We start from the raw sequence: 23,470 nt of genomic DNA on the forward strand, positions 1-23,470 counted from the left end.
TAATACCATAAAAAAAGACAAGATCCTTCCTCTTAAAACCAACCATAAATAAGAGTCCCCGGGGCCGTTGAAAAACGTGTTTCCCGGGGATTCTTGCATGCGGGGGGTATATGAAAAAACACTTGACTTGAAGCGGACTTGAAGTGTTATCCTATCTAGGAAAATGTAAAATAAGGGGGATATATCGAAATGAGCGAAAGATTATGGAATATTCTTCTGGATTCTTTCTGGAAAATCTTTCTGCCGGGCCTTAAGGTGACGATTCCGCTTACTGTAATCTCGTTTTCCATTGCACTTGTAATTGCGACGGCAATGGCTATGGTACAGTTTGCAAACATTAAAGGCCTTCGTCAGATTGCACGTTTCTATATCTGGATTTTCCGCGGAACCCCGCTTCTGGTCCAGCTTTTCGTTGTGTTTTACGGACTTCCGCGCGCCGGTATTCTGATCGATCCGTTTCCGGCGGCAGTTCTCGTCTTTTCCCTGAATGAGGGCGCCTACAGTGCCGAGACGATGCGTGCGGCCCTGGAAGCCGTTCCGGCAGGCCAGCTCGAAGCCGGCTACTGTGTCGGCATGTCGTATCTGCAGATCATGCGGAGAATTATCCTTCCGCAGGCGATGCGCACCGCGTTCCCGCCGCTTTCCAACTCTCTGATCGCCATGGTAAAGGATACTTCCCTTGCCGCAAATATCACCGTAACGGAGATGTTTATGGTAACGCAGCGGATTGTAGCGCGCACCCATGAGCCGCTGGCACTGTATATTGAAGTAGGACTGATCTACCTGCTGTTCTCCACCGTGCTCACGAAGCTGCAGGGAATCGGAGAGAAGAAACTGAGTACATATCAGAAAAAAGGGGAATAAGCCATGCTGGAAATCAAAGGATTAAAGAAAGCGTTCGGCAGCCTGGAAGTGTTAAAAGGTGTAGATTTAAAAGTAAACCAGGGCGATGTTGTCGCAATTCTCGGCCCGAGCGGTTCGGGAAAAACAACCATGCTGCGCTGTGTCAACTTTCTGGAGCATGCGGACGGCGGCAGCCTGATTTTTGACGGGAAAGAATATCCGTTCCACAACATCAGCAAAAAAGATATCGCGGCGATCCGTCAGAAAACCGCATTTGTATTTCAGAACTATAACCTGTTCCTGAACAAAACAGCCCTTCATAACGTAACCGAGGGCCTGATCATCGGCAGAAAAATGCCAAAAACCAGGGCGGAGGAAAAAGCGCGTGCAGCGCTTGAAAAAGTAGGCATGCTGGACCGTGCGGACTACTATCCGCATCAGCTTTCCGGCGGACAGCAGCAGAGGGTGGCAATCGCCCGTGCACTGGCAACCGATCCGGAAATTATCTATTTTGATGAGCCGACCTCAGCACTCGACCCGGAGCTGACCGGCGAGGTGCTTGGTGTTATGCGTCAGCTTGCCAAAGAGGGAATGACGATGCTCGTTGTCACGCATGAGATGGGCTTTGCAAGAAACGTTTCGAACAAAGTTGTCTTTATGGAAAACGGCGTTGTCGTTGAGGAAGGTCCGTCGAAGGAATTTTTCGCAAATCCGCGGGAAGAGCGGACGAGAGCATTTTTGCAGAATATTGAACAGCATTACGAGTAAGGTATCCCGTAAAGCGGCAAATCCTGTCCGGAGCACGGAATCCGGACAGTTTGCAATAAAGAAAACAGAAGAAGCAAAGGCAGCTTCTTCCAGAACAAAACAAAAAAGGAGTGGCGAATATTATGAAAAAGAAAATGGCAGCAGTATTTCTGGCAGGTATCCTGACATCATCCTTTTTACTGACCGGATGTGGAAACAGCACGGCAGATAACAGCAGTGCTTCTTCCTCTTCATCAGCATCTTCCGCAAGTGCGTCTGGGGATCTTTTAGAGCAGATCCAGAGCAAGGGTGAGATCGTTGTGGCAATGGAAGGGACCTGGGCACCGTGGACGTATCACGATGAGGACGACAACCTGGTCGGCTATGACGTAGAAGTGGCACAGCAGATCGCAGAGAAACTCGGCGTGAAAGCAACCTTTGTAGAGGGTGAGTGGGATGGCCTTCTTGCAGGAATCGATTCCGGCCGGTACGATATCATGGTAAACGGCGTAGATATCACAGAGGAGCGCGCTGAGAAATACAGCTTTTCCGACCCATACGCATACAACCGCACCGCTGTTATCGTAAACTCTGCTAACGATGAAATCCAGTCCATGGAGGATCTCGACGGAAAGAGCACCGCGAACACCATTTCCAGTACGTATGCAGAAGTTGCCGAGAAATATGGCGCAGCCGTTACCGGTGTTGACGATCTGGAGCAGACTTTCGAGCTTCTCTTAAGCGGCCGTATCGATGCAACTCTGAACGCAGAGGTAACGTATTACGATTATATGAAAGCACACCCGGATGCAGAGATCAAAATTGCATGTCTCGATCCGGAATCCACAAAAGTCGGTATTCCGATGAAAAAAGGCGATGAGACCAAGACGCTGCTTGAGGCAGTCAACAAAGCACTTGGCGAGCTCGCAGAAGACGGAACACTGACAGAGCTTTCGGAAAAATATTTTGGAACGGATATCTCCAAAGAAGCAGCAGAATAAGATACAAAATAAAGAAGGTTACAGATCATGATTGCAAATTACCATACCCATACATGGCGGTGCCGCCATGCGGACGGAACGGAGCGGGAGTATGTGGAGCGCGCGATTGAGGGCGGCCTTAAAATTCTCGGTTTTTCCGACCATTCGCCTTATCCGTTCCCGGACGGCTACGATTCCGGCATGCGGATGCGGCTCGATCAGGTGGAAGGCTATGTAGACACCGTGCTGGCATTGAAAAAAGAGTATGACAAGGATATTGAAATCCATCTCGGACTCGAAACAGAGTATTTCCCGAGATTCTGGGATCAGCTGATTGATTTTTTGTCGGACTATCCGTTTGAGTACTTTGTGCTTGGCCAGCACAGCCTGGGAAATGAGATCGAAAAGATTCTCTACAGCGGCCATGGAACAACAGACGGAAGCTACCTGAAACAGTATGTGGACCAGTGCCTGGCAGGCATTGATACCGGAAAATACCTGTATCTGGCACACCCGGATCTCTTTTTATTCAACGGCGACGAAGCAGTGTTCGACCGGGAATACCGGAGACTCTGCCGTGAGGTGAAAAAGAGAAACATTCCGCTGGAGATCAATTTCCTTGGTCTGATGGAAGAAAGATGGTATCCGAACGAGAAGTTCTGGAAGATCGCCGGCGAAGAAGGAAACACCGCCGTTTTCGGCTGTGATGCCCATACGCCGAAAGCCGTCTGGAATCCGGAGACGGAACAGAAGGCACTGCAGCTGGCAGCAAAATACGGTCTGAAAGTACAGGAAACCGTTCCGATGCCGAAGACATTTTAACAGAAGCAGAAAAAGCTGTTCTTTTCTGGTGAGAGTTTTGAAAACTCCGCGGAAAAGAACAGCTTTTTTGATATGAGATTTTTTATGCTTTTTTTGTGTGCATCAGCCGTACCGCCTCTTCCCGCTGTTTCAGAATCTTCTGAATCGAAGTCCAGTAAACGATCATTGAGACAACCGGCCCGATCAGGTCGGAAATAGGTTCCACGTAGAAGATGTTTTCCAGTGCAAAGAACCGCGGCAGAAGAAACAGAGCGGTAAAGTAGACGAATTTCCGGAAGAAGGAGAGTGCAAACGAATAGCGCACGCGGCCCATTGCAGTAAAGCCGTCTACAATCTCGTACTGAATGCCGAGCGGAATGACTGAGAGTGTCGAAATATGGATCGCGCGGACCACCATCGAGACGATCTGCGGATCGGAAGTAAAAAGCTGCGCAAACAGCGTTCCGGCGGCATTGGAGACGAGGAACATCAAGGTCGTAAATCCGGCACAGAGTGCGATGATGGTTTTCTGTGCCTTAAGAATACGCCTGGAATTTCCAGCTCCATAATTGTATGCGAGGATTGACTGCGTTCCGCCGCTGATTCCGCCGAGCGGCATCGTAATAATCAGCATAAAGCTCTGAACGATCGTTGCACAGGTGATGAAGCTGTCTCCCTGTCCGGCGGGTGCATACCGCTGCAGGACGGCGTTCATCGCAATGATCATCACATTGTCGATGGCAATGATTAGAAACGGAGTAAAACCGACTGTCAGAATGCGTTTCATGATCGCAAATGAATACCCGCCGAAGGTGATGCGGATCGGAATCGTCTTTCCGAACAGAATATGCAGCACATACAGACAGCTTGCGATCTGGGAGAGCACGGTTGCAATTGCCGCGCCGCGCACGCCGAGATGCAGAACGAAGATAAACACAGGGTCCAGCAGCAGATTCAGGACGGCGCCTAGCAGAACAGATTTCATTCCCTCACTGGCAAAGCCCTGGCAGATCACAAACTGGTTCAGGCCGGTCGATAAAAGCGCAAACACAGAGCCGGAAACGTAGATCATAAAATAGGCTCTGGCGTAAGGATACGTAACGGTGCTGGCTCCGAATGCCATCAGCATCGGGCGGGTTAAAAAAAGCGCCGCGGCTGTCAGAACGAGGGATAGGGAAACAAGCATCAGAAACGCATTAGCCAGGATGCGGGATGCCTCTTTTTCATTTTTCTCTCCGAGCCGGATGCCGAGCAGCGGTGCGCCGCCGACCCCGATGAGGGAGGAGAACGCGCCGATCATGGTGAGAATGGGACCGCAGACGCCGACACCCGCGAGCGCCAGATCACCGACAGAGGCAATGTGGCCGATGTACATACGGTCTACAATGCTGTACAGAACACTCACGAACTGTGCCAGCATGCTCGGAAAAGCAATACGGGGAACCAGTTTTCCGATCGGGTCGGTTCCGAGATGGTTTACAGTTTTCATAGAAAAATACCTTGTCGTTTTTTTGGTTTGGGAACAGACAGCAAAAAACATGCCCGAAACAAAATCCGGAAGACTTTGTTTCGGACATGCCGCTTTTGGTCTGTTCTGATAGATCAGCTGACAGAAAAATTATTCAGCAAGAGTGGTCAGATCTACTTTGAAATCGTCAGATCCCTGTCCGTCTACGGTGTAGTAAGCGGCTCTCTGCTCTGCGTTCAGGTAGATTTTGATCTCGCCTTTTAATCCGTTTGCTTTTACTTCTTTTTTGATGACTGCTTCGAGGTCTTTCATAGATACTTTTGTCTCGAAGATCTCAAGAACGGTATCAGATACTTTTGTCATTTTACGTGGGGTTTTGGTTGCTTCTGCCATGGTTTCCGTGGTCTCCTTTTTTACTGTTTTTTTAACGGTTTCTTTTTTGGTTGCTTTTTTCGGCTCTTTTGCAGCTTCTGCTTTTCCTTCTGCTGCTTCTGTATGTAAGGTTTTTTCAGTCGTTGGTTTTACTTCTTTTGCCGGTGCCGCTGTCTTTACAACGGTTTCCGCTGTTTTTGCAGCTTCTGCAGCCTGCTGTTTCGCTTTGGCCATTTTTTTCATGGTTCTTTTATTCATTTTATTCACTCCTCTATGCGATATCTCTAATAAATTACCATGTTTTTTGCGTTCTGTCAAATTTAAATTCGAGAAAACAGCGGCTTTAGGATTGTACACGGCGGAGCACAGAAAAGATTTTTTCAGAATCCCAGATCTGCGGAACAGGGTAGGTGGGATTTGCTTCTTTTAAAGCACGGCGTGCTATTTCTGTGTAATCATTCGGCGAAAGGTGTGGCAGAGTGGATGGAATGTCAAACGAATCGCGCATAGCCTCGATAGCTGCAATCATCCGCTCAGCCTTTTCAGAAACGGTATCTCCGCCGAGAGAAAGCGCATCGGCGAGAACGGCAAGTTTAGGCGCAATGCAGGAACCGTATTCGCGCAGAACAGCAGGCAGCAGAACCGCGTTGGCTCTTCCGTGCGGAATGTGGTACAGTGCACCGACGGCGTGGGCAATGGCATGGACGTAGCCGACAAAGTTGTTGGTAAAAGCGAAACCGGCCAGATACGATGCATGAAGCATTTCCTGCCGTGCGGCAAGACGGGAGCCGTCACGCCAGGCTTCGGGCAGGGCATGGAAATTTTCGCAGACTGCCTCGATGGATGCATTCTGCACGCTGCGGGAGGCGAAGAGGTTCAGAAAAGCTTCCATGGCATGGGTCAGGGCATCCATACCGGTATCTGCGGTCATAGAGGACGGGAGGCTGATCGTAAGACGCGGATCGAGAACTGCCGTATCCGGGATCAGACAGAGGTCATTGACGGCGTATTTGTATGGTTTCCCGTCGATACAGTCTGTGATGACAGCTGCCGCCGTTGCCTCCGAACCGGTTCCGGCTGTCGTCGGCACGGCAAACAGCGGCGGAAGTTTCCGACGGACTTTCAGGAGGCCCCGCATCGCAGGAACCGTCTTTTTCGGACAGCAGACGCGGGCACCGATCAGCTTTGCTGCATCGAGAACGGATCCGCCGCCGATGGCGAGGATAGCCTGCGCCTGAATCTGCTGATAAAGACGGAAACCCTGTTCCACGCTCTCAATCTGCGGATCCGGGGCGATTTCGGAGAAAATGGTGACGGAAATGTTTTCTTTTTTACAGCCATCCAGCAGAGACGTCAGTGTTCCGCGGCGGACAAAGCCGGGGGTAGTCACCAGGAGAATCCGGGAGATCCGGCGTTTCCGGAATAACGCGGGGAGCAGCAGAACGGCATCCGGTGCTGCAAGGAGTGTCTGTTTCTTATGCTCTGTCAGATGAAGAACGCGGCTCAACACCCACTGCCGGGTGCGGAACCAGAAAATGGAATGCATCAATCAAGTACCTCCATAAAAAAATCGTGAGAATCGTATATCTCTTATTGTAACAGTGCACGGCAGGTTTTTCAATTCGTATAGGAATTTTGAATCTTCCGTGAAAAGAATTGACAGCGTGAAAAATACGTGTTATAGTACAAATAGAACAGACAAAAAGAGCCAGGAATTGTTCACCTGGGAAATCAGGAAAAGGCTTGACTGGAGGTGCCTGATGATGGAAACAAAAAGAGATTATTATGAAGTATTAGGCGTCAGCCGGAATGCAGACGAGAAAGAAATCAAGCGTGCATACCGGAAACTGGCGAAAAAATATCATCCCGATACGAATGCGGGAAACCCGGATGCGGAAAAGAAATTTAAGGAAGTGACAGAAGCGTATTCTGTCTTAAGCGATCCGGAAAAGAAGAAAATGTACGATCAGTTCGGATTCGCGGCGTTCGACCAGGGAGCCGGCGCGTACAGCCAGCAGGGCGGTGGAAATCCGTACGGCAGTGCGTATGGAAACCCGTTCGGCGGAAGCGGAAACAACGGCGGCTATCACGAATTTCACTTTGAAGGAAACGCGGACGATATGTTCGGCGATTTCTTTGATCAGATGTTTCATGGCAAAAGCCGTGGATTCGGAAGCGAGCGGTATACGCGTTCGGGAAGTAGCAGACATCCGTTTGAAGATGCATTTTCCGGCCGCGGTACGGCAGAGGATCTCGATCTGCACGCTGAGGTTTCGATCCGCCTGGAAGAAGCGGCATCGGGCTGTGAAAAACAGATTACCCTGCGGAACCCGGATGGAACGACCAATACGCTGCTGGTTAAAATCCCGGCCGGTATCGAGAGCGGAAAGAGCATCCGTCTGCGCGGCAAAGGCCATACAGGATCAAACGGCCGCCGCGGCGATCTGCTTTTGAAGGTCAATGTAGAAGAAAAGAAAGGTTTTGAACGGCGCGGAATGGACGTCTACACGACGATTCAGATTCCATACACAACGGCAGTCTTTGGCGGCGAAGCGCGTGTCTCGACACTGTACGGAGATGTGGTCTGCAAAATCAAGGAAGGAACACAGTCCGGCAGTAAGCTCCGTCTGCGCGGCAAGGGCATGGTATCGATGAAGGATGCGAACGTGCACGGTGATCATTATGCGACGATTGAGATTGCTGTACCGCGCAGTCTGAACCGCACAGCACGCCAGAAACTGATGGAATATAAGGAAGCGTGCTGAAAATGTGAAGAAACTGTGAAATCGGAAAATCCGGGTTGACAAATCGTGTTTGTGGTATTATATTACACCTAGAACAAAGAAAAGGAATCAACAAGAAACCAATTCTTCCTTGCATGTTCCCAAACATCCTGTTCCAAGAAACTTATTCATAGCCACAAGGCAAAGCAAACTTAACACCCTTCACAAGATAAGAAGCCTGCTAAGAATCAGATTTTTGGAGGAAAAGGTAAATGAATACTTTAAAAGCTGAAAAGAGAAGTTTGGATGTAAAAGCAAAAAGACTTAGAAGAGAAGGATACGTTGTCGGCAATGTATTCGGCAGAGAGATGAAAGAATCCATTCCAGTTAAGATGGTAAAAAGAGATGTCGAGAAACTGCTGAAGACAGACCACAAAGGCAGCCAGATTATGCTGGATGTTGACGGAACCGTATACGATGTCCTGATCAAAAATGTTGATTATAACCCGGTAGCCGGACAGATCGATTCGATCGAGTTCCAGGCACTGGTCAGCAACGAGAAAGTTCATTCCGTTGCAGAGATTGTCCTTGTAAACCATGAAAAGATCGCAGAAGGCGTTCTGCAGGAGGATCTGAACGAGGTTGCCTACATGGCATACCCGGCATCCCTGGTCGATCAGGTAATGGTCGATGTCGGAGAGATGAAGATTGGTGATGTCATCCGCGTCAAAGATCTGTCCCTGGCCGCTGACCCGGATATCACCATAAAGACCAATCCGGAATCCATTGTCGTAAGTCTGATGGCTTCCCACAACGTAGAAGCACCGGCAGAAGATACCGAAGAAGCAGAAGAGAAATAAACAGAATAAGCACATACAAAGAAATCCGAAGGCGTCAAAAACCTTCGGATTTTTTGCGTGAAAAATATGGTTTGAATCGATCAGACATAACTCATGAAGCCTTTTCCGATAATTTCGCTGCTCTTTGTGATCGCAATAAACGCGGTCGGCTCGGTATCATGAATAAACCTCTGAAGATAGACGGCCTGCTTGACATCCACAACCGTGAGAATGACTGTCCGCTGCTGGTCGGAGTAAGCGCCGACGGCGTCGTAAAGGGTTGCGCTGTGATTGAGATCCTTTGTGATGAAATCGCAGATCGGCTGCGGATTGTTGGAGATAATCGTAAAAAATTTATTCAGCTTCATCCGCTCAATCGTTTTGTCAATCAGCAGTGTTTTCGCCATCAGACCGAGAACCGAACAAAGTCCGGTTAAGGTATCGAAAATCAGGAAAGCAAGGATGACAACGATGAGGTCGGTCACCAGCAGGGCAGTGGAAATATTCATTGTAGAATATTTTTTAATAATCATGGCGATGATGTCTGTGCCGCCGCCGGAGGCATTCTCAAAAAACAGCAGTGCTGCCGCCAGTGCCGGAAGAATAATGGCAAAGCAGAGCTCCAGCATGATCTCATCGGTAAGCGGATGTGCCATCGGAAACAGCTTTTCAAAAATGTTCAGAAGAACCGAGGAAAGCACGGTCACGTAGGCTGTCTTGACGCCGAAGTTCCGCCCCAGCACAGCAAAACCAACCAGCAGAAGCAGCAGGTTGATAAAAAGGTTGATCTGTGAGGCAGTGAACGGAAGAAACCGGCAGATGACAACGGCCATACCGGATACACCGCCGAAAGAAAAATTATTAGGGAATTTAAAAACATAAATTCCAATGTCCATGATCAGAACAGCTGCGGTAATGACAGCATATTCTTTTAACGTTTGTAATGCAGGCTGCGATGCCTGTTCTTTTGTGTCCATTTTTTTGCTCCTTTATTTGAATTTGAGGCGACCTTTATTTTATTATAGAAGAAACTTTTTTGAATAACAGCTAATAATGTATCCCCCTCTTCAAACATAGCATGGCATAGGGTAGTTTGTCCAGTTACATTTTCCTTATTTCCATTTTTCCGTTTTCCGATGGTTGTATCCAATTTATTTCTGTGGTATGATGAAGGGCAGGATCTTTTTTCGGAAAGAAAAAAATCTGCAGTTTCTGTTTCAAAATGTTTCGAAAAAAGAAGAAAAAACAGAAACAAAAATGGAGGAAGAAACATGAAAAATACAAAGGTTTATGTTGATTTTATAACAGAGAAACTGAAAAAACTGCTCTCCATCGACAGCCCGACCGGCTACACGAAAGATGCCATTGCATGGCTGAAAGCAGAGTACGAAGCGATGGGCTATGCGCCGGTGATCACCACAAAGGGCGGCCTTCTGGTGCAGCTTGCCAAAGGCTGTGAAGGAAACGGCGGTGTCCTTGTGGAGACACATACCGATACGCTCGGCGGCATGGTAGCGGAAGTGAAAGGAAACGGCCGTCTTCGTCTCACCGCGCTCGGCGGTATGAATCCGAACAATGCGGAGACGGAAAACTGCGTTGTCATCACAAGAGACGGAAAACGGTACGAGGGCTGCTTCCAGATGAACAACCCGTCGATCCATGTCAACGGTTCCTACGACCAGCAGGACCGCACCTACGACAATATGGAGGTCGTTCTGGATGAGATGGTCTTCTCCAAAGAGGAGACAAAAGCGCTCGGCATCGAGACCGGTGATATCGTCTGCTTTGAGACGAGAACCCGCATCACCGAGAAGGGATACATCAAGAGCCGTTTTCTCGATGATAAACTGAGCGTTGCAATCCTGCTCGGCTATGCGAAGTATTTAAAAGAAGAAAATATCACACCGTCCCGTCCGGTTTATCAGCACATCACCGTGTACGAAGAAGTCGGCCACGGCGGATCTGCTTCCGTGCCGGAGGGTGTGACGGATATCCTTTCTGTTGATATGGGCTGTGTCGGCGACGGACTGGAGTGTAAAGAGCATCAGGTATCCATCTGCGTCAAAGACAGCGGCGGCCCTTACAGCTACGATTTTACCGGCGAGCTGATTGCGGCAGCAAAAGCAAACGGAATCGACTATGCGGCGGATGTTTACCCGCACTACGGCTCTGACGTGGAGGCAACGCTCCGCGGCGGCGCAGACGCACGCCATGCCCTGATCGGCGCCGGTGTGTACGCATCCCATGGATATGAGAGAAGCCATGTGGACGGCGTGAAGAATACGCTGGAACTGCTTGCGGCGTATCTGGACAAATAAAAATAAGAACAAGTGAGAGAATTGCATGAGAAAATTAGCATTGCCAGAAGAAGTGCTGCTCCAGATTGAGCAGCCTGCGCGATACATTGGAAATGAATTCAACAGTGTCGTAAAAGACAAAGAGAAAGTAGCCCTGCGCGGCGCATTCCTGTTCCCGGATGTGTATGAGATCGGTATGTCCCACCTTGGCATCCAGATCCTGTACGATATGTTTAACAAACGTGAGGACATGTGGTGTGAGCGTGTCTATTCCCCATGGCCGGATCTGGACCGCGTGATGCGGGAACAGAGCATTCCGCTGTTCGGCCTGGAATCCCAGGAGCCGGTGAAAAACGAGGATTTCCTGTTTATCACCCTGCAGTATGAGATGTGTTATACGAACGTTCTGCAGGCGCTCGACCTTGCCGGAATCCCGCTGCATGCGGTGGAGCGTACCGACGAGGACCCGATCGTTATCGGCGGCGGCCCGTGTACGTACAATCCGGAGCCGATCGCTCCGTTCTTCGATCTGTTTTACATCGGAGAGGGTGAGGTTGTGTATGACCAGCTTTTCGACACGTATCTGGAAAATAAAAAGAACGGCGGAACCCGTCTGGATTTTCTGAAAAAGGCATGCCAGATCCCGGGCATTTACGTACCGCAGTTCTATAAAGTAACGTACCACGAGGACGGAACCGTTGCAGCCTTTACGCCGTCCATTCCGGAAGCACCGGAAAAGATCAAAAAACAGCTCGTCATGGATATGACCGAGGCAACGTATCCGGAGAAACCGGTCGTGCCGTTTATCAAGGCAACACAGGACCGTGTCGTTCTGGAGATCCAGCGCGGCTGTATCCGCGGCTGCCGTTTTTGCCAGGCGGGTATGGTGTACCGTCCGACAAGAGAGCGCGATGTGGAGAAGTTAAAAGAACTTGCGACCCATATGCTGCGCAATACCGGCCACGATGAGATTTCGTTGAGTTCTTTGAGCTCGAGTGATTACAGCCATCTTCCGGAGCTTGTCAACTATCTGATCGACAGCTGCCCGGAAAAAGGTGTCAATATTTCCCTTCCGTCTCTTCGAATCGACGCATTTTCCCTCGATGTCATGAGCAAGGTACAGGATATCAAAAAGAGCAGCCTGACCTTCGCACCGGAGGCGGGAAGCCAGCGGATGCGGAATGTTATTAATAAAGGTCTGACCGAGGAAGTCATTCTCGACGGAGCCGGAAAAGCGTTTGAGGGCGGCTGGAATAAAGTAAAACTGTATTTCATGCTGGGCCTTCCGACCGAGACCGAGGATGATATCAAAGGAATTGCGCATCTGGCGGAAAAGATCGCAGAGCGTTACTATGAGATTCCGAAAGACCAGAGAAACGGAAAATGCCAGATTACGGCAAGCTCCTCGTTCTTTATCCCGAAGCCGTTCACCCCGTTCCAGTGGGCACCGATGAACACGGAGAGGGAGTTTCTTGACAAAGCGGCGATTGTAAAGGCAGAGGTCCGCGCACAGCTGAATCAGAAGAGCATCCGTTACATTTATCATGAGGCAGATATTTCCCTTCTGGAGGGATTCCTTGCACGCGGTGACCGGAAATGTGCCGAAGTTATTGAAAAAGCGTACAGAAAAGGTGCTATTTTCGATGCCTGGTCCGAGTATTTCCGGAAAGATGCCTGGGAAGAAGCGTTTGCAGAGACCGGCATTGACGTTTCGTTCTATGCCTGCCGTGAGCGCAGCACCGATGAGATCCTTCCGTGGGATTTCCTTGATATCGGCGTGACGAAAAAATTCCTGATCCGCGAATGGGAGCGGGCACAGAAAGAAACCGTTACCCCGAACTGTAAGATGCAGTGTTCCGGCTGCGGAGCAAAATCATTCGGAGGAGGTGTCTGCTATGAAAATCAGAATTAAGTTTGCCAAAACAGGTGTGATGAAATTTGTGGGTCATCTGGATGTGATGCGTTACTTCCAGAAAGCAATCCGCCGTGCAGAACTTCCGATCGCTTATTCCGAGGGCTTCAGCCCGCACATGCTGCTGTCGTTTGCTTCTCCGCTCGGTGTCGGCATCAGCAGCACCGGTGAATATTTCGATATGGTGCTCGCGGAAGATATGAAAACCGACGAGATTGTAAAACGTCTGAATGCGACGATGGTTGAGGGAATGGAAGTGCTTTCCGCCCGCCATGTGCCGGATGGAAAAGCAAGCAAGGCAATGTCTCTCGTAGCAGGAGCCGATTATCTCGTGCAGTTCCGCGAGGGAAAAATGCCGGAGATCGATCTGGAAACGAAAGTACCGGTGTTTTTTGCACTTCCGCAGATTGAGATCATGCGAAAGACAAAACGAAGCGAAAAGCTGACCGATATCCGCCCATGGATTTACGATATGAAAGCAAAGAAAAGTGGTGTCTGGATGCAGCTCTCCACCGGAAGTGTTTCGAACCTGAAACCGGAGCTCGTGATGGAAGCGTTCTGCAAATGGTGCGGGGTTGAACTGCCGCCGTTTGCATACACGATTCTGCGCGAGGAAGTTTACGCAGACATCGGAACGGAAGAAGAGCGAAAGCTGGTTCCGCTGGAAGCATTAGGAGAAGAAGTTGAGTAAACGAGTTGTCATTGCCCATCTGCCGTGGGAGGGAAAAGATTACCTGGTACACACGCTGGTGGAAGGAGAAAAACCGGTCGAACTGACGGCCCTCTGCAGGGAGAAGGAAACGCTGCTTGGCAATATCTATGTCGGCCGGGTGGAAAAACTGGCGCCCGGGATCCGCGGGGCATTTGTCTCGTTTGCGGAGCAGCAGAGCTGTTTTCTTGATCTGTCCCGTGTAAAAGAAGGGTATCTTCTGAAAAAAGCACCGGGAACGGAACTGCATGTCGGAGATGAAATTGTCGTGCAGATCCAGCGGGAAGCGCAGAAAACGAAGCTTCCGTCGGCGACAGCAGAACTTTCTCTTTCGGGAAGTGCCCTGGCGCTCTATTATGGAAAGCCGGAAATCTCATGCTCGGGACGCCTTCTGCCGGAGCAGAAAAAACGGTTAAAAGAACTGGGAAGCCGGATGTTTCCAGAGCTTTCCGGCGGAAGCCTTCCGTTTGGCGTGATCTTCCGCACCGCATCCGCTGATGCTTCGGAAGAAGAGATCCGGCAGGAATATCTCGAGCTGTCCGAAAAACTCGCGCGGATTGTCCAGTATGGAACGATGCGGAGCCTGTACTCCTGCCTGTATCGGGCGTCAGATGCCGTGCCGGAGCTCGTCAAACGGTATGCACCGTCAGTTTCAGAACTTGTGACAGATGACAGAGAAACGTATGAGATCTGCAGAGAATATCTGGAGCGCCATGATTTTCACGACTGCCGCCTGACCTGGTATGAGGATCAGCTTACCACACTGACAAAGAAAGAAAATCTCGAAAATCACGTAAAACAGGCACTCGACAAACGTGTGGATCTGCCTTCCGGCGGATTCCTCGTGATCGAACCGACCGAAGCGCTGACCGCGATCGATGTGAACAGCGGAAAGCAGCTCGGCGGACGGAAAAATACGTTTCTGTACAGCGTAAACCAGGAGGCAGCCCGCGAAATCGCCCGCCAGATCCGCCTGCGCGGGATTTCCGGTCTGATCCTGGTTGACTTTATCAACATGCCGGAAAAAGAGCAGGAGGAGCGCCTTCTCGGCTTCCTGCAGGGTCTTGTGCGGGAAGATCCCGTTCCGACCAAAGTTGTGGATATGACGGCGCTTCATCTCGTGGAACTGACGAGAAAGAAAATCCGCCGGCCGCTGGCAGAACAGATGAAATGACAGTGACCTTACAAAGGAGGAATGAATATGGAACCACAAAAGAAACCGATTCACCTCAATGAAAATGATACCCCATATCTTTACGAACCCTTTCGAAACCAGATGCCGGCAAAACGGCCGCATCCGGCGGAAAAAGAAAAGATACTGAAACCATGGCAGGGCCTGCTGGTGTTTGCCTTTCTGATGGTTCTTTTTAATCTCGCTGGAATCCCGCTGGTTCTTGCAGGAGGGATGTATGGAAATGCGCTGGACGAGATCATTGTATTCCTGATCGGATCCATTCTCGTCGTACGGGCACTTCATATTCCGTTAAAAGAAGTGTTCCCATTAAAAAAGCCGGATGGAGCCGGAATCCTCGGAACCATTCTGATGTGGTATGTGACGTACCGCGGTGTGCTTGCCCTTTTCCTTCTGATGGAATGGATTTTCCCGCAGGAATACGCAAGCCTCTCGGAATCCATGGACAGCAGTATGGCGGGCCTTTCCTGTTTCGGCGAGCTGCTTGTCGTTGCGCTGACACCGGCAATCTGTGAAGAAGCACTGCACCGCGGTCTTCTGCAGTACAGCCTGCGCGGAATCAAAAAGAAATGGGTGATGCTGCTTCTGATGGGCGTTTATTTTGGCGCTTTCCACATGAGCATCGTCCGTTTTCTTCCGATGATGATGATGGGAATCGTTCTCTCGTATGTGCGGATGAAGACCGACAACATGTTTTACAGCTCGCTGTTTCATTTCGTCCATAACGCATCGACGATTGTGGCGAGCATTGCGGCAAGCTTCCTCTATATGTTCTCGCAGGGGAACGCAGCAGCAGGCAGCGGATACGCAACGGAAACGTACATCGGCATGTATCTGATCGAAGCGGCGCTGATGCCGATCGGTCTTTATATGGGAAGCCGTCTTCTGATGTACCAGCAGACAAAAAGCGAAGGATTTTTCCCGAAGGAGAGAAGAAAAAAGACCATTGCAAAAATCGTAATTCCGACCATTCTGCTGATCCTTGGCGGACTGTTTTTCCTTGGTATTGGTATGATGTAAAAAGAATCAAAAGCAGTTTGGGCAATTTTGCAGAAATGTCCAAGCCGGGTAGAAAACAGGTACGATTTATGATAGAATAACAGCAAATCAAGCGTTACACGATATTACAGAAAGGAAAAGCTGTTTCTCTAAAAAGAGACAGCAGGAATAAGAACTATGGCACGAACAGCTATTGCTACCGACAGCAACAGCGGTATTACACAGAGTCAGGCGAAAGAGCTGGGCGTTTTTGTCCTTCCGATGCCTTTCTTCATGCGCGGAAAAATCCAGTTTGAGGATATCGACCTGACACAGGAACAGTTTTACGAGATTCTGGCAGAGGATGCGGCTGTTTCCACATCTCAGCCGTCTCCGGGAGATCTGATGGATTTCTGGAACAAAATTCTCGAAGAGTACGATGACATTGTTTACATTCCGATGTCAAGCGGCCTTTCCACCTCCTGTGATACAGCGACCGTGCTGTCCGAGGACTACGAAGGAAAAGTGCAGGTTGTCAACAACCAGAGAATCTCCGTTACGCAGCAGCAGTCTGTTCTGGATGCAAAGAAAATGGCAAACCGCGGCGTGGCAGCAAAAGACATCAAAGCAATTCTGGAAGAGGATGCGCTGGATGCAAGTATCTATATTATGGTAGATACGTTAAAATACCTGAAAAAAGGCGGCCGCGTTACGCCGGCAGCAGCCATGATCGGAACCGTTTTAAATATCAAACCGGTGCTGACGATCCAGGGAGAGAAGCTTGACGCGTTTGAAAAAGCGCGCGGTGTGAAACAGGCAAAGAAAGCCATGATCAAGGCTATGAAAAAAGATATGGACAAACGCTTCGCAAAAGAACGTGCAGCCGGCATCATGGGACTTCACATTGCCTATACCGCAAACGACAAAGAAGTAATCGATGGATGGATTGTCGAAGTAAAAGAAGCCTTCCCGGATTTTGAAGTCGATGCGCATCCACTGTCCTTAAGCGTTGCCTGCCACATCGGACCTGGCGCACTGGCAATTGCATGTGAAAAAAAATCTGCAATTTCCTGAAAAATACTATTGACAAACAGCAGACGTGATGATATATTGTAGAAGTATGCCGCACAGAGAGGTAAAAGAGTCGAAAGACCACCGAATCTGGCGAGTAATTGATAGGGAGGTGCCATATGTACGCAATTATTGCAACAGGTGGTAAACAGTACAAGGTAGCTGAAGGCGATGTTATCCGAGTAGAGAAACTTGGCGTTGAAGCTGGAGAAACCGTAACTTTTGATCAGGTACTTGCAGTAAGCAATGACGGACTGAAAGTTGGCGAGGACGTTAAAAATGCATCCGTAACCGCATCTGTAGTTGGAAACGGTAAAGGCAAAAAAGTTATCGTTTACAAGTATAAGAGAAAAACTGGTTATCATAAGAAAAACGGTCACAGACAGCAGTACACTGAAGTGAAGATTGAAAAAATCAACGCTTAAGTCTTATGATTTGTATAACCGTAACAGAGTCTGACGGCGAGTACATCTCCGTGGAGTCAAACGGTCATGCAGGCTATGCAGAGGAAGGGCAGGATATCATCTGTGCCGCTGTCTCCGCATTGATTGTAAACACCGTAAATTCCGTGGAAACATTGACAGAGGATCTGATTATAAGTGAAGCTGGAGATGGATACGTGTATTTTTCATTCCCGAATGGGTATTCTGAAAGTACCGCACTTCTTGTAAAATCACTTTTGCTGGGCCTCGAAAGTATCCGCCGCGATTATGGAGCACAATACTTAGAGATCGCATTCAAGGAGGTGTAATACCATGTTAAATATGAACCTTCAGATTTTCGCTCATAAAAAAGGAGTTGGTTCTACCAAGAACGGTAGAGATTCCGAGTCCAAGAGATTAGGAGCAAAAAGAGCTGACGGACAGGTTGTAAAGGCTGGAAACATTCTTTACAGACAGCGTGGAACCAAGATTCATCCAGGCGTGAACGTAGGAATCGGAAAAGACGATACCTTATTCGCTATGGTTGACGGACGCGTAGCTTTCGAAAGAAAAGGACGTGACAAAAAACAGGTTTCCGTATATCCGGTAGCAACAGAAGAGTAAGACAAAGGTGCGGCTTCAAATCTTAAGAGGTTTGAAGCCGTTTTTGTTAATAATAATTAAAGGTCCAACAGACCGATTTGGATTTAGATAAAACAAGACAGGAGAATACCATGTTTGCAGACAGAGCAAAAATTCTGATCCGCTCCGGTAAGGGCGGAGACGGACATGTCAGTTTCCGCAGAGAGCTTTTTGTACCGAACGGCGGGCCGGACGGCGGCGATGGCGGCAAAGGCGGAGACGTTATTTTTGAAGTTGACGAAGGACTGAATACACTGGTTGATTACCGCCACAGAAGAAAGTTTTCTGCTACCGACGGCGAGCCGGGAGGAAAACGCAGATGCCATGGCGGAAACGGCGCAGATATTGTCCTGAAAGTACCGGAAGGAACCGTCATTATGGACGCTGCGAGCGGAAAAGTCATCGCAGATATGTCCGGTGAAAACCGCCGTCAGGTTGTATTAAAAGGCGGAAAAGGCGGAAACGGAAATATGCATTACGCAACCGCTACCATGCAGGTTCCGAAATACGCCCAGCCAGGCCAGCCGGCACAGGAGCTGGAAGTAAGAATGGAACTGAAAGTCATCGCGGACGTCGGACTCGTCGGCTTCCCGAACGTTGGAAAATCGACCCTGCTTTCCCGCGTGACAAATGCAGAACCGAAAATTGCAAATTATCACTTTACCACGCTTTCCCCGAACCTCGGTGTCGTAGACCTTGAGGGCTGCAGCGGATTTGTTATCGCAGATATCCCGGGACTGATCGAGGGTGCATCGGAAGGAGTCGGCCTCGGCCATGAATTCCTGCGCCACATCGAAAGAACCCGCGTGATGATCCATGTAGTAGACGTTGCATCGACCGAGGGAAGAGATCCGGTGGATGATATCAACAAGATCAACAAAGAGCTCGAAGCCTATAACCCGGAGATCGCAAAACGCCCGCAGATCATCGCGGCCAATAAGACCGATGCGATCTATGTAGAAGAGGGCGAAGAGGATCCGGTGGAACGTCTGAAAAAAGAGTTCGAGCCGAAAGGCATCCCGGTTTATCCGATTTCTGCCGTCAGCGGAAAAGGCTTAAAAGAGCTTTTATATGCCGTACAGAAAAAACTCGATGAGCTTCCGAAAGAGCGTATGGTCTTCGAACAGGAATTCTTCCCGGAGGATATGCTTCTTGCCGAGAACCTGCCGTACACCGTCGAGCAGGACCCGGAGGACGAGCACCGCTTTATCATCGAGGGACCGAAGATCGAAAAAATGCTCGGCTACACCAATCTGGATTCCGAGAAAGGTTTTGCTTTCTTCCAGCGGTTCTTAAAAGATACCGGTATCTTAGACGAACTCGAGCAGGCCGGCATCCAGGAAGGCGATACCGTCAAGATGTATGGATTTGAATTTGATTATTATAAATAGAACGAATAAATAACGAAGGAGGAGACGTATGACCAGCAAGCAGAGAGCATACCTGAAAGGCCTTGCCATGACCATGGAACCGATCCTGCAGGTAGGAAAAAGCAGCATCACGCCGGAGCATACCGCTGCTGTAGCAGAGGCACTTGAGGCGAGAGAACTGATTAAAATCAATGTACTGCAGAACTGCCTCGATGATCCAAGAGAGATCGCAGAAGTTCTGGCAGAACGCACCAATTCCCAGGTCGTACAGGTGATCGGCAAAAAGATCGTGCTGTACAAAGAGGGCAAAAAAGAGAAAAAGAAAATTCAGCTTCCGAAATAATCCGCAGGAAAGAACCGCCGGGACCGGAGCATACCGCTGCAGTTCCGGCGCTTTTTGAGGAAAACGTATGGAAAAGACAAACAGAAAAATTGGCATTATGGGAGGCACTTTCGATCCCATTCATATCGGTCATCTGATCCTTGGCGAGGCGGCGTACGAGCAGTTCGGGCTTGATGAAGTCTGGTTCCTTCCGGCCGGAAATCCGCCACATAAGCGGAACCGGGCGGGACAGGCAAAGGATGCACAGCGTGTCGAGATGGTGCGCCGTGCCATCGCATCCAATCCGCATTTTGTGCTCTGCACCAAAGAGATGGAAGATGAGGGCTATACCTACAGTTATCGGACGCTTGAGGCGATGCGGAAGGAACATCCGGGCACGGAGTTTTACTTTATCATTGGAGCGGATTCCCTGTTCTATTTTGATGAGTGGAAAAACCCAGAGCGGATCTGCGCCGCGGCAAAGATCCTTGTGGCGACCAGGGATCGGGCAAAAGAGAAAGAGCTTCTGGCCTGTATGGAACGAAATGCAAAAAAACTTCACGGTACCTTTCTGAAACTCGACACACCGAATCTGGATGTTTCTTCCCACGAACTGCGGGAATGGATCCGGGAAGGAAAATCCGTGAAATACTATCTGCCGGATTCTGTGATTTCCTACATTCAGGAGCAGAAAATCTATCAGGATTAGAGGAAGAGCAGGATGGAACAGTACGATTTATGGAAACTGGACAAAAAACTCCAGAAGGAAGTCGATGAAGACCGCTATCATCACACGCTCGGTGTGATGTTTACCGCAGCATCCATGGCGATGGTATGGGGCGAGGATCTCGAAAAAGCCCGTGTCGCGGGACTGCTTCACGACTGTGCAAAATGCATTCCGAATAAGAAAAAAATTACCATGTGTGAGAAAAATAAGATTGAAATCACTGAGTTTGAGCGGAACAATCCGTTTTTGATCCATGCCAAGCTCGGTGCATTTCTGGCGAAGGACAAGTATAAGGTGGAAGATCCGGAGATCTTAAGTGCCATCACCTGGCATACGACAGGAAAAGAAGATATGACATTGCTGGAGAAGATCATCTATATCGCAGATTATATCGAACCGGCACGAAACAAGGCACCGCACCTTACCCGCCTTCGGAAGCTGGCATTCACCGATATCGACGAATGCATGTATGAAATTTTAAAAGACAGTATGGCGTATCTGTCGGAAAACCCGAAGACGATGGATCCGATGACGGAGCAGGCATATCAGTTCTATGAGGCACTGCACCGGGGACGGACGGCAAAGGAGGAAGCATAAATGAGCGAAGCAAAACAGACTGCAAAACTTGCACTGGAAGCACTGGAAGATAAAAAAGCAATGGATGTCCGCATTCTGGACATTACCCATGTTTCGACTCTGGCAGATTATTTCATGATCGCCAGCGGAAGCAACCGCAACCAGGTACAGGCGATGGCAGACAACGTAGAGGAGGTACTCGGAAAAGCCGGCGTACATCCAAAACAGATCGAAGGCTATCAGACCGCAAACTGGATTCTGATGGACTACGGCGATGTTGTCATCCACATCTTTGATGAGGAGAACCGCCTGTTCTACGATCTGGAGAGAATCTGGAGAGACGGTAAAGTCGTAGAAAAAGAAGAGATTATGTAAGTTAGGTGGAAAAAGGCGCAGAAAATCCGGAACCGTGCAGAGAAAGGCGGACGGGTTCTCTGCGCCTTTCTGGTGTTTGGAACGCATATGATAAAGAAAAAGGGGAATATCACACGATGAAAAAAATAGAAAGCGGATCGCTTGCTGTGATGCTCGATGAAGAGACGCTGGGACTTAGGATCGAAAAAGACGGCGTTGTCTGGAATACGGATCCGAAAAAGACACCGGAACTGATTTTTGCAGAGGGAACATACCGTTTCCTGGATGCAGAGGAGATTTCCCATGAGGTCTATTCCTTCGGCGTCGGATGCGGCATCCGGAGCCATTATGCGGGATTTGCGGGAACACCGTATGCCTTCGAGACGATTATCTGGATCGAAGCTGTGGATGAAACACTCTGGATGGAGTGGATTCCGCTCTGCGAGGAGGGACTGCATCCGGTAAAGGTGCTGTGGCCGACGGCAATGGAGTTTACAAACGGGCGCGATGACTGGTATACACTCCTTACCGAGGGACAGGGACTTCTGATTCCGAATACCTGGAAGACGGAACTTGGAAAGCTTTCGTTTGACGGCAGATTTGAGACCTCCGGCGGCTATATGCCGTGGTTCGGCCAGGTGAAGGAAAGATGCGGCTATACAGCGATCTGTACAACACCGTGGAACGCCGGTTATCAGGCAGAGCACCCGGCAGGCGGCCCGTATACCAGCGTGGGGGCATGGCTGGAGCCGAGCCTTGGAACAATGAATTACCGCCGCGTATTCCGTTATACGTTTTTAAATGACTGCGATTATAACGACCTCTGCAAAGCGTACCGCCAGTATGTACGGGAACAGGGTCATCTGCGCACTTTGAAAGAAAAGGCAGTACAGAATCCGTTCATTCACGATCTTGTGGGAACGTGTTTTGTCCATACGGGAATCAAGACGGTTGTGCAGCCGGAGTCCGGCTTTTTCGATCCGCAGAATCCGGAGAAAAATAACCGCGTAGTGCCGTTTTCCGTGCGCGAGCAGCAGATCCGCGAAATTCATGATCTCGGCGTAGAGAAAGTCTATCTTCATCTGGACGGCTGGGCAGAACCGGGGTATGACAACCAGCATCCGGACTACACACCGGCATGCCAAGCGGCCGGCGGATGGGAAGACATGAAATCGCTTGTCGATACGATGCATGATTTCGGCTACAAATTCGGTATTCACGACCAGTACCGCGATTATTACCATGCAGCGCCGAGCTACGATGAAAATTATGCCTGCCGCCTTCCGGATAGAACGATACCGGGACACAGTTACTGGGCGGGCGGACCGCAGAGCTATCTCTGTGCAACGCAGGCACCGTTCTATGTGAAACGGAATTTTGCCGAGCTGAAGAAAAACGGAATCCGGCTTGACGGTGCATACCTCGATGTGTTTACGTGCAACGAGGGCGACGAGTGCGCAAATCCGGAGCATGTGATGACGAGAAGAGACTGCTATACGTACCGCGGAAACTGCTTCTCCTGGCTGCTATCACAGGGGATTCTCTCAAGCTCCGAGGAGGTCAGCGACTGGGCCGTTCCGTATCTGGTATTCTGCCATTATGCGCCGTACGACTTTATGCTGCGCCCGGCAGAGACACCGAAAAAAGGAATCCCGGTGCCGCTCTTTAATCTTGTGTATCATGACTGCGTAATCGAGCCGTGGATGATGGACCATGTTTCAAAAGACGAGGACTATATGCTGTATGCGCTTCTTGCAGGCGGTGCACCGTATCTTGTACGGGACGGCGCATATCCGAATACAGATGGTGCATTTGACGGGGAGAAAATCAGTCTGGAAGAGATGACAGAAAGATGCCGCGTTGTAACGGAGCTGCATGAAAAAACGGCACTCCTGGAACTGGTACGCCACGAGTGTATGACGGCGGACGGAAGCGTACAGAAGAGTGAATTTTCCGATGGAACATATGTTATTTGTGACTTTGCAGAGCAGATATATGAAATCGGATACGGGGAATAAAAGAAAAGCGCCACATGTAGATTTTGTTCTTATAAAAATACAAGATTTTGTGGTTTTCCTTGTATTTTTTCAAGTGCATATCTTGCGCGGAAAGCAGAGATTTGTTA

Annotated in this window: 25 protein-coding genes; 21 read left to right on the forward strand and 4 right to left on the reverse strand. The window is 49.5% G+C overall.

Features of this window, described 5'->3' with window-relative positions:
• Positions 1-189 precede the first annotated feature (189 nt).
• From DW915_RS02075 to DW915_RS02090, 4 genes are all read left to right on the forward strand, one after another.
• On the forward strand, positions 190-864 hold the full coding sequence (locus DW915_RS02075; protein ID WP_022462789.1) for an amino acid ABC transporter permease: 675 nt from the start codon (positions 190-192) through the stop codon (positions 862-864).
• Positions 865-867: 3 nt separating this feature from the next.
• Positions 868-1,611, forward strand: coding sequence for an amino acid ABC transporter ATP-binding protein (locus DW915_RS02080; protein WP_118741465.1), 744 nt, complete (start codon positions 868-870; stop codon positions 1,609-1,611).
• Positions 1,612-1,733: 122 nt separating this feature from the next.
• Positions 1,734-2,591, forward strand: coding sequence for a transporter substrate-binding domain-containing protein (locus DW915_RS02085; protein WP_117804988.1), 858 nt, complete (start codon positions 1,734-1,736; stop codon positions 2,589-2,591).
• 27 nt (positions 2,592-2,618) lie between these two features.
• Entirely contained in the window at positions 2,619-3,392 is a 774-nt protein-coding gene (locus DW915_RS02090; protein WP_055217914.1) for a histidinol-phosphatase, read from the forward strand.
• An 82-nt stretch (positions 3,393-3,474) separates the two neighbouring features.
• Here DW915_RS02090 and DW915_RS02095 read toward each other — a convergent pair whose 3' ends face one another.
• The 3 genes from DW915_RS02095 to DW915_RS02105 form a co-directional block, all read right to left on the reverse strand.
• Positions 3,475-4,860, reverse strand: coding sequence for an MATE family efflux transporter (locus DW915_RS02095; RefSeq protein WP_118741466.1), 1,386 nt, complete (start codon positions 4,858-4,860; stop codon positions 3,475-3,477).
• Positions 4,861-4,989: 129 nt separating this feature from the next.
• On the reverse strand, positions 4,990-5,469 hold the full coding sequence (locus tag DW915_RS02100) for a DUF6465 family protein (protein ID WP_055267883.1): 480 nt from the start codon (positions 5,467-5,469) through the stop codon (positions 4,990-4,992).
• An 85-nt stretch (positions 5,470-5,554) separates the two neighbouring features.
• Complete coding sequence (locus tag DW915_RS02105) at positions 5,555-6,757, reverse strand: iron-containing alcohol dehydrogenase (protein ID WP_117804985.1); 1,203 nt, start codon at positions 6,755-6,757, stop codon at positions 5,555-5,557.
• A 217-nt stretch (positions 6,758-6,974) separates the two neighbouring features.
• Here DW915_RS02105 and DW915_RS02110 point away from each other — a divergent pair, with 217 nt between their 5' ends.
• Positions 6,975-7,976, forward strand: coding sequence for a DnaJ C-terminal domain-containing protein (locus tag DW915_RS02110; RefSeq protein WP_118741542.1), 1,002 nt, complete (start codon positions 6,975-6,977; stop codon positions 7,974-7,976).
• Positions 7,977-8,206: 230 nt separating this feature from the next.
• Positions 8,207-8,794 (forward strand): 50S ribosomal protein L25, encoded by a 588-nt coding sequence (locus tag DW915_RS02115; protein ID WP_118741467.1) that lies wholly within the window; start codon positions 8,207-8,209, stop codon positions 8,792-8,794.
• 80 nt (positions 8,795-8,874) lie between these two features.
• Here DW915_RS02115 and DW915_RS02120 read toward each other — a convergent pair whose 3' ends face one another.
• Positions 8,875-9,750, reverse strand: a complete 876-nt coding sequence (locus DW915_RS02120; RefSeq protein WP_117508953.1) for a YitT family protein — start codon at positions 9,748-9,750, stop codon at positions 8,875-8,877.
• A gap of 294 nt (positions 9,751-10,044) precedes the next feature.
• Here DW915_RS02120 and DW915_RS02125 point away from each other — a divergent pair, with 294 nt between their 5' ends.
• The 15 genes from DW915_RS02125 to DW915_RS02195 all read left to right on the forward strand — a co-directional run bounded on the left by DW915_RS02125 (position 10,045) and on the right by DW915_RS02195 (position 23,363).
• On the forward strand, positions 10,045-11,091 hold the full coding sequence (locus tag DW915_RS02125; protein WP_117509152.1) for a M42 family metallopeptidase: 1,047 nt from the start codon (positions 10,045-10,047) through the stop codon (positions 11,089-11,091).
• A 25-nt stretch (positions 11,092-11,116) separates the two neighbouring features.
• On the forward strand, positions 11,117-12,982 hold the full coding sequence (locus DW915_RS02130) for a TIGR03960 family B12-binding radical SAM protein (RefSeq protein ID WP_118741468.1): 1,866 nt from the start codon (positions 11,117-11,119) through the stop codon (positions 12,980-12,982).
• The gene (locus DW915_RS02135; protein ID WP_117508951.1) at positions 12,966-13,673 is read left to right on the forward strand and encodes a TIGR03936 family radical SAM-associated protein; all 708 of its coding nucleotides are present in this window, start codon (positions 12,966-12,968) and stop codon (positions 13,671-13,673) included. Before DW915_RS02130 ends, DW915_RS02135 begins: the two co-directional genes overlap by 17 nt.
• Positions 13,666-14,865 (forward strand): ribonuclease E/G, encoded by a 1,200-nt coding sequence (locus tag DW915_RS02140; protein ID WP_117508950.1) that lies wholly within the window; start codon positions 13,666-13,668, stop codon positions 14,863-14,865. The genes DW915_RS02135 and DW915_RS02140 overlap by 8 nt, the downstream gene beginning before the upstream one ends.
• 27 nt (positions 14,866-14,892) lie before the next feature.
• On the forward strand, positions 14,893-15,903 hold the full coding sequence (locus DW915_RS02145) for a type II CAAX endopeptidase family protein (protein ID WP_158554948.1): 1,011 nt from the start codon (positions 14,893-14,895) through the stop codon (positions 15,901-15,903).
• A 156-nt stretch (positions 15,904-16,059) separates the two neighbouring features.
• Complete coding sequence (locus DW915_RS02150) at positions 16,060-16,935, forward strand: DegV family protein (protein WP_055267903.1); 876 nt, start codon at positions 16,060-16,062, stop codon at positions 16,933-16,935.
• A 116-nt stretch (positions 16,936-17,051) separates the two neighbouring features.
• Positions 17,052-17,357: a 50S ribosomal protein L21 gene (gene rplU / locus DW915_RS02155; RefSeq protein ID WP_022462906.1), complete on the forward strand. Its 306-nt coding sequence runs from the start codon at positions 17,052-17,054 to the stop codon at positions 17,355-17,357.
• A gap of 5 nt (positions 17,358-17,362) precedes the next feature.
• Positions 17,363-17,683 (forward strand): ribosomal-processing cysteine protease Prp, encoded by a 321-nt coding sequence (locus DW915_RS02160; RefSeq protein ID WP_055228163.1) that lies wholly within the window; start codon positions 17,363-17,365, stop codon positions 17,681-17,683.
• A 4-nt stretch (positions 17,684-17,687) separates the two neighbouring features.
• Positions 17,688-17,978, forward strand: a complete 291-nt coding sequence (rpmA, locus tag DW915_RS02165) for a 50S ribosomal protein L27 (RefSeq protein ID WP_022462904.1) — start codon at positions 17,688-17,690, stop codon at positions 17,976-17,978.
• Positions 17,979-18,088: 110 nt separating this feature from the next.
• On the forward strand, positions 18,089-19,387 hold the full coding sequence (gene obgE, locus DW915_RS02170) for a GTPase ObgE (protein WP_022462903.1): 1,299 nt from the start codon (positions 18,089-18,091) through the stop codon (positions 19,385-19,387).
• A 28-nt stretch (positions 19,388-19,415) separates the two neighbouring features.
• Complete coding sequence (gene yhbY / locus DW915_RS02175) at positions 19,416-19,709, forward strand: ribosome assembly RNA-binding protein YhbY (RefSeq protein WP_022462902.1); 294 nt, start codon at positions 19,416-19,418, stop codon at positions 19,707-19,709.
• A 67-nt stretch (positions 19,710-19,776) separates the two neighbouring features.
• On the forward strand, positions 19,777-20,397 hold the full coding sequence (nadD, locus tag DW915_RS02180; protein ID WP_022462901.1) for a nicotinate-nucleotide adenylyltransferase: 621 nt from the start codon (positions 19,777-19,779) through the stop codon (positions 20,395-20,397).
• A 12-nt stretch (positions 20,398-20,409) separates the two neighbouring features.
• Entirely contained in the window at positions 20,410-21,012 is a 603-nt protein-coding gene (gene yqeK / locus DW915_RS02185) for a bis(5'-nucleosyl)-tetraphosphatase (symmetrical) YqeK (RefSeq protein WP_022462900.1), read from the forward strand.
• A complete protein-coding gene (rsfS, locus tag DW915_RS02190) occupies positions 21,013-21,366 on the forward strand; it encodes a ribosome silencing factor (RefSeq protein ID WP_022462899.1) in 354 nt (117 codons plus the stop codon).
• 116 nt (positions 21,367-21,482) lie between these two features.
• A complete protein-coding gene (locus tag DW915_RS02195; RefSeq protein ID WP_118741543.1) occupies positions 21,483-23,363 on the forward strand; it encodes a DUF5696 domain-containing protein in 1,881 nt (626 codons plus the stop codon).
• Positions 23,364-23,470 lie beyond the last annotated feature (107 nt).

This window comes from Blautia sp. AM42-2 (genome assembly GCF_003480245.1).
GTDB lineage: Bacteria > Bacillota > Clostridia > Lachnospirales > Lachnospiraceae > Fusicatenibacter > Fusicatenibacter saccharivorans.

Coding starts and splice junctions, on each gene's coding strand:
- DW915_RS02075 (WP_022462789.1), top strand. CDS start 190: ATGAGCGAAAGATTATGGAATATTCTTCTGGATTCTTTCTGGAAAATC.
- DW915_RS02080 (WP_118741465.1), top strand. CDS start 868: ATGCTGGAAATCAAAGGATTAAAGAAAGCGTTCGGCAGCCTGGAAGTG.
- DW915_RS02085 (WP_117804988.1), top strand. CDS start 1,734: ATGAAAAAGAAAATGGCAGCAGTATTTCTGGCAGGTATCCTGACATCA.
- DW915_RS02090 (WP_055217914.1), top strand. CDS start 2,619: ATGATTGCAAATTACCATACCCATACATGGCGGTGCCGCCATGCGGAC.
- DW915_RS02095 (WP_118741466.1), bottom strand. CDS start 4,860: ATGAAAACTGTAAACCATCTCGGAACCGACCCGATCGGAAAACTGGTT.
- DW915_RS02100 (WP_055267883.1), bottom strand. CDS start 5,469: ATGAATAAAAGAACCATGAAAAAAATGGCCAAAGCGAAACAGCAGGCT.
- DW915_RS02105 (WP_117804985.1), bottom strand. CDS start 6,757: ATGCATTCCATTTTCTGGTTCCGCACCCGGCAGTGGGTGTTGAGCCGC.
- DW915_RS02110 (WP_118741542.1), top strand. CDS start 6,975: ATGGAAACAAAAAGAGATTATTATGAAGTATTAGGCGTCAGCCGGAAT.
- DW915_RS02115 (WP_118741467.1), top strand. CDS start 8,207: ATGAATACTTTAAAAGCTGAAAAGAGAAGTTTGGATGTAAAAGCAAAA.
- DW915_RS02120 (WP_117508953.1), bottom strand. CDS start 9,750: ATGGACACAAAAGAACAGGCATCGCAGCCTGCATTACAAACGTTAAAA.
- DW915_RS02125 (WP_117509152.1), top strand. CDS start 10,045: ATGAAAAATACAAAGGTTTATGTTGATTTTATAACAGAGAAACTGAAA.
- DW915_RS02130 (WP_118741468.1), top strand. CDS start 11,117: ATGAGAAAATTAGCATTGCCAGAAGAAGTGCTGCTCCAGATTGAGCAG.
- DW915_RS02135 (WP_117508951.1), top strand. CDS start 12,966: ATGAAAATCAGAATTAAGTTTGCCAAAACAGGTGTGATGAAATTTGTG.
- DW915_RS02145 (WP_158554948.1), top strand. CDS start 14,893: ATGGAACCACAAAAGAAACCGATTCACCTCAATGAAAATGATACCCCA.
- DW915_RS02150 (WP_055267903.1), top strand. CDS start 16,060: ATGGCACGAACAGCTATTGCTACCGACAGCAACAGCGGTATTACACAG.
- rplU (WP_022462906.1), top strand. CDS start 17,052: ATGTACGCAATTATTGCAACAGGTGGTAAACAGTACAAGGTAGCTGAA.
- DW915_RS02160 (WP_055228163.1), top strand. CDS start 17,363: ATGATTTGTATAACCGTAACAGAGTCTGACGGCGAGTACATCTCCGTG.
- rpmA (WP_022462904.1), top strand. CDS start 17,688: ATGTTAAATATGAACCTTCAGATTTTCGCTCATAAAAAAGGAGTTGGT.
- obgE (WP_022462903.1), top strand. CDS start 18,089: ATGTTTGCAGACAGAGCAAAAATTCTGATCCGCTCCGGTAAGGGCGGA.
- yhbY (WP_022462902.1), top strand. CDS start 19,416: ATGACCAGCAAGCAGAGAGCATACCTGAAAGGCCTTGCCATGACCATG.
- nadD (WP_022462901.1), top strand. CDS start 19,777: ATGGAAAAGACAAACAGAAAAATTGGCATTATGGGAGGCACTTTCGAT.
- yqeK (WP_022462900.1), top strand. CDS start 20,410: ATGGAACAGTACGATTTATGGAAACTGGACAAAAAACTCCAGAAGGAA.
- rsfS (WP_022462899.1), top strand. CDS start 21,013: ATGAGCGAAGCAAAACAGACTGCAAAACTTGCACTGGAAGCACTGGAA.
- DW915_RS02195 (WP_118741543.1), top strand. CDS start 21,483: ATGAAAAAAATAGAAAGCGGATCGCTTGCTGTGATGCTCGATGAAGAG.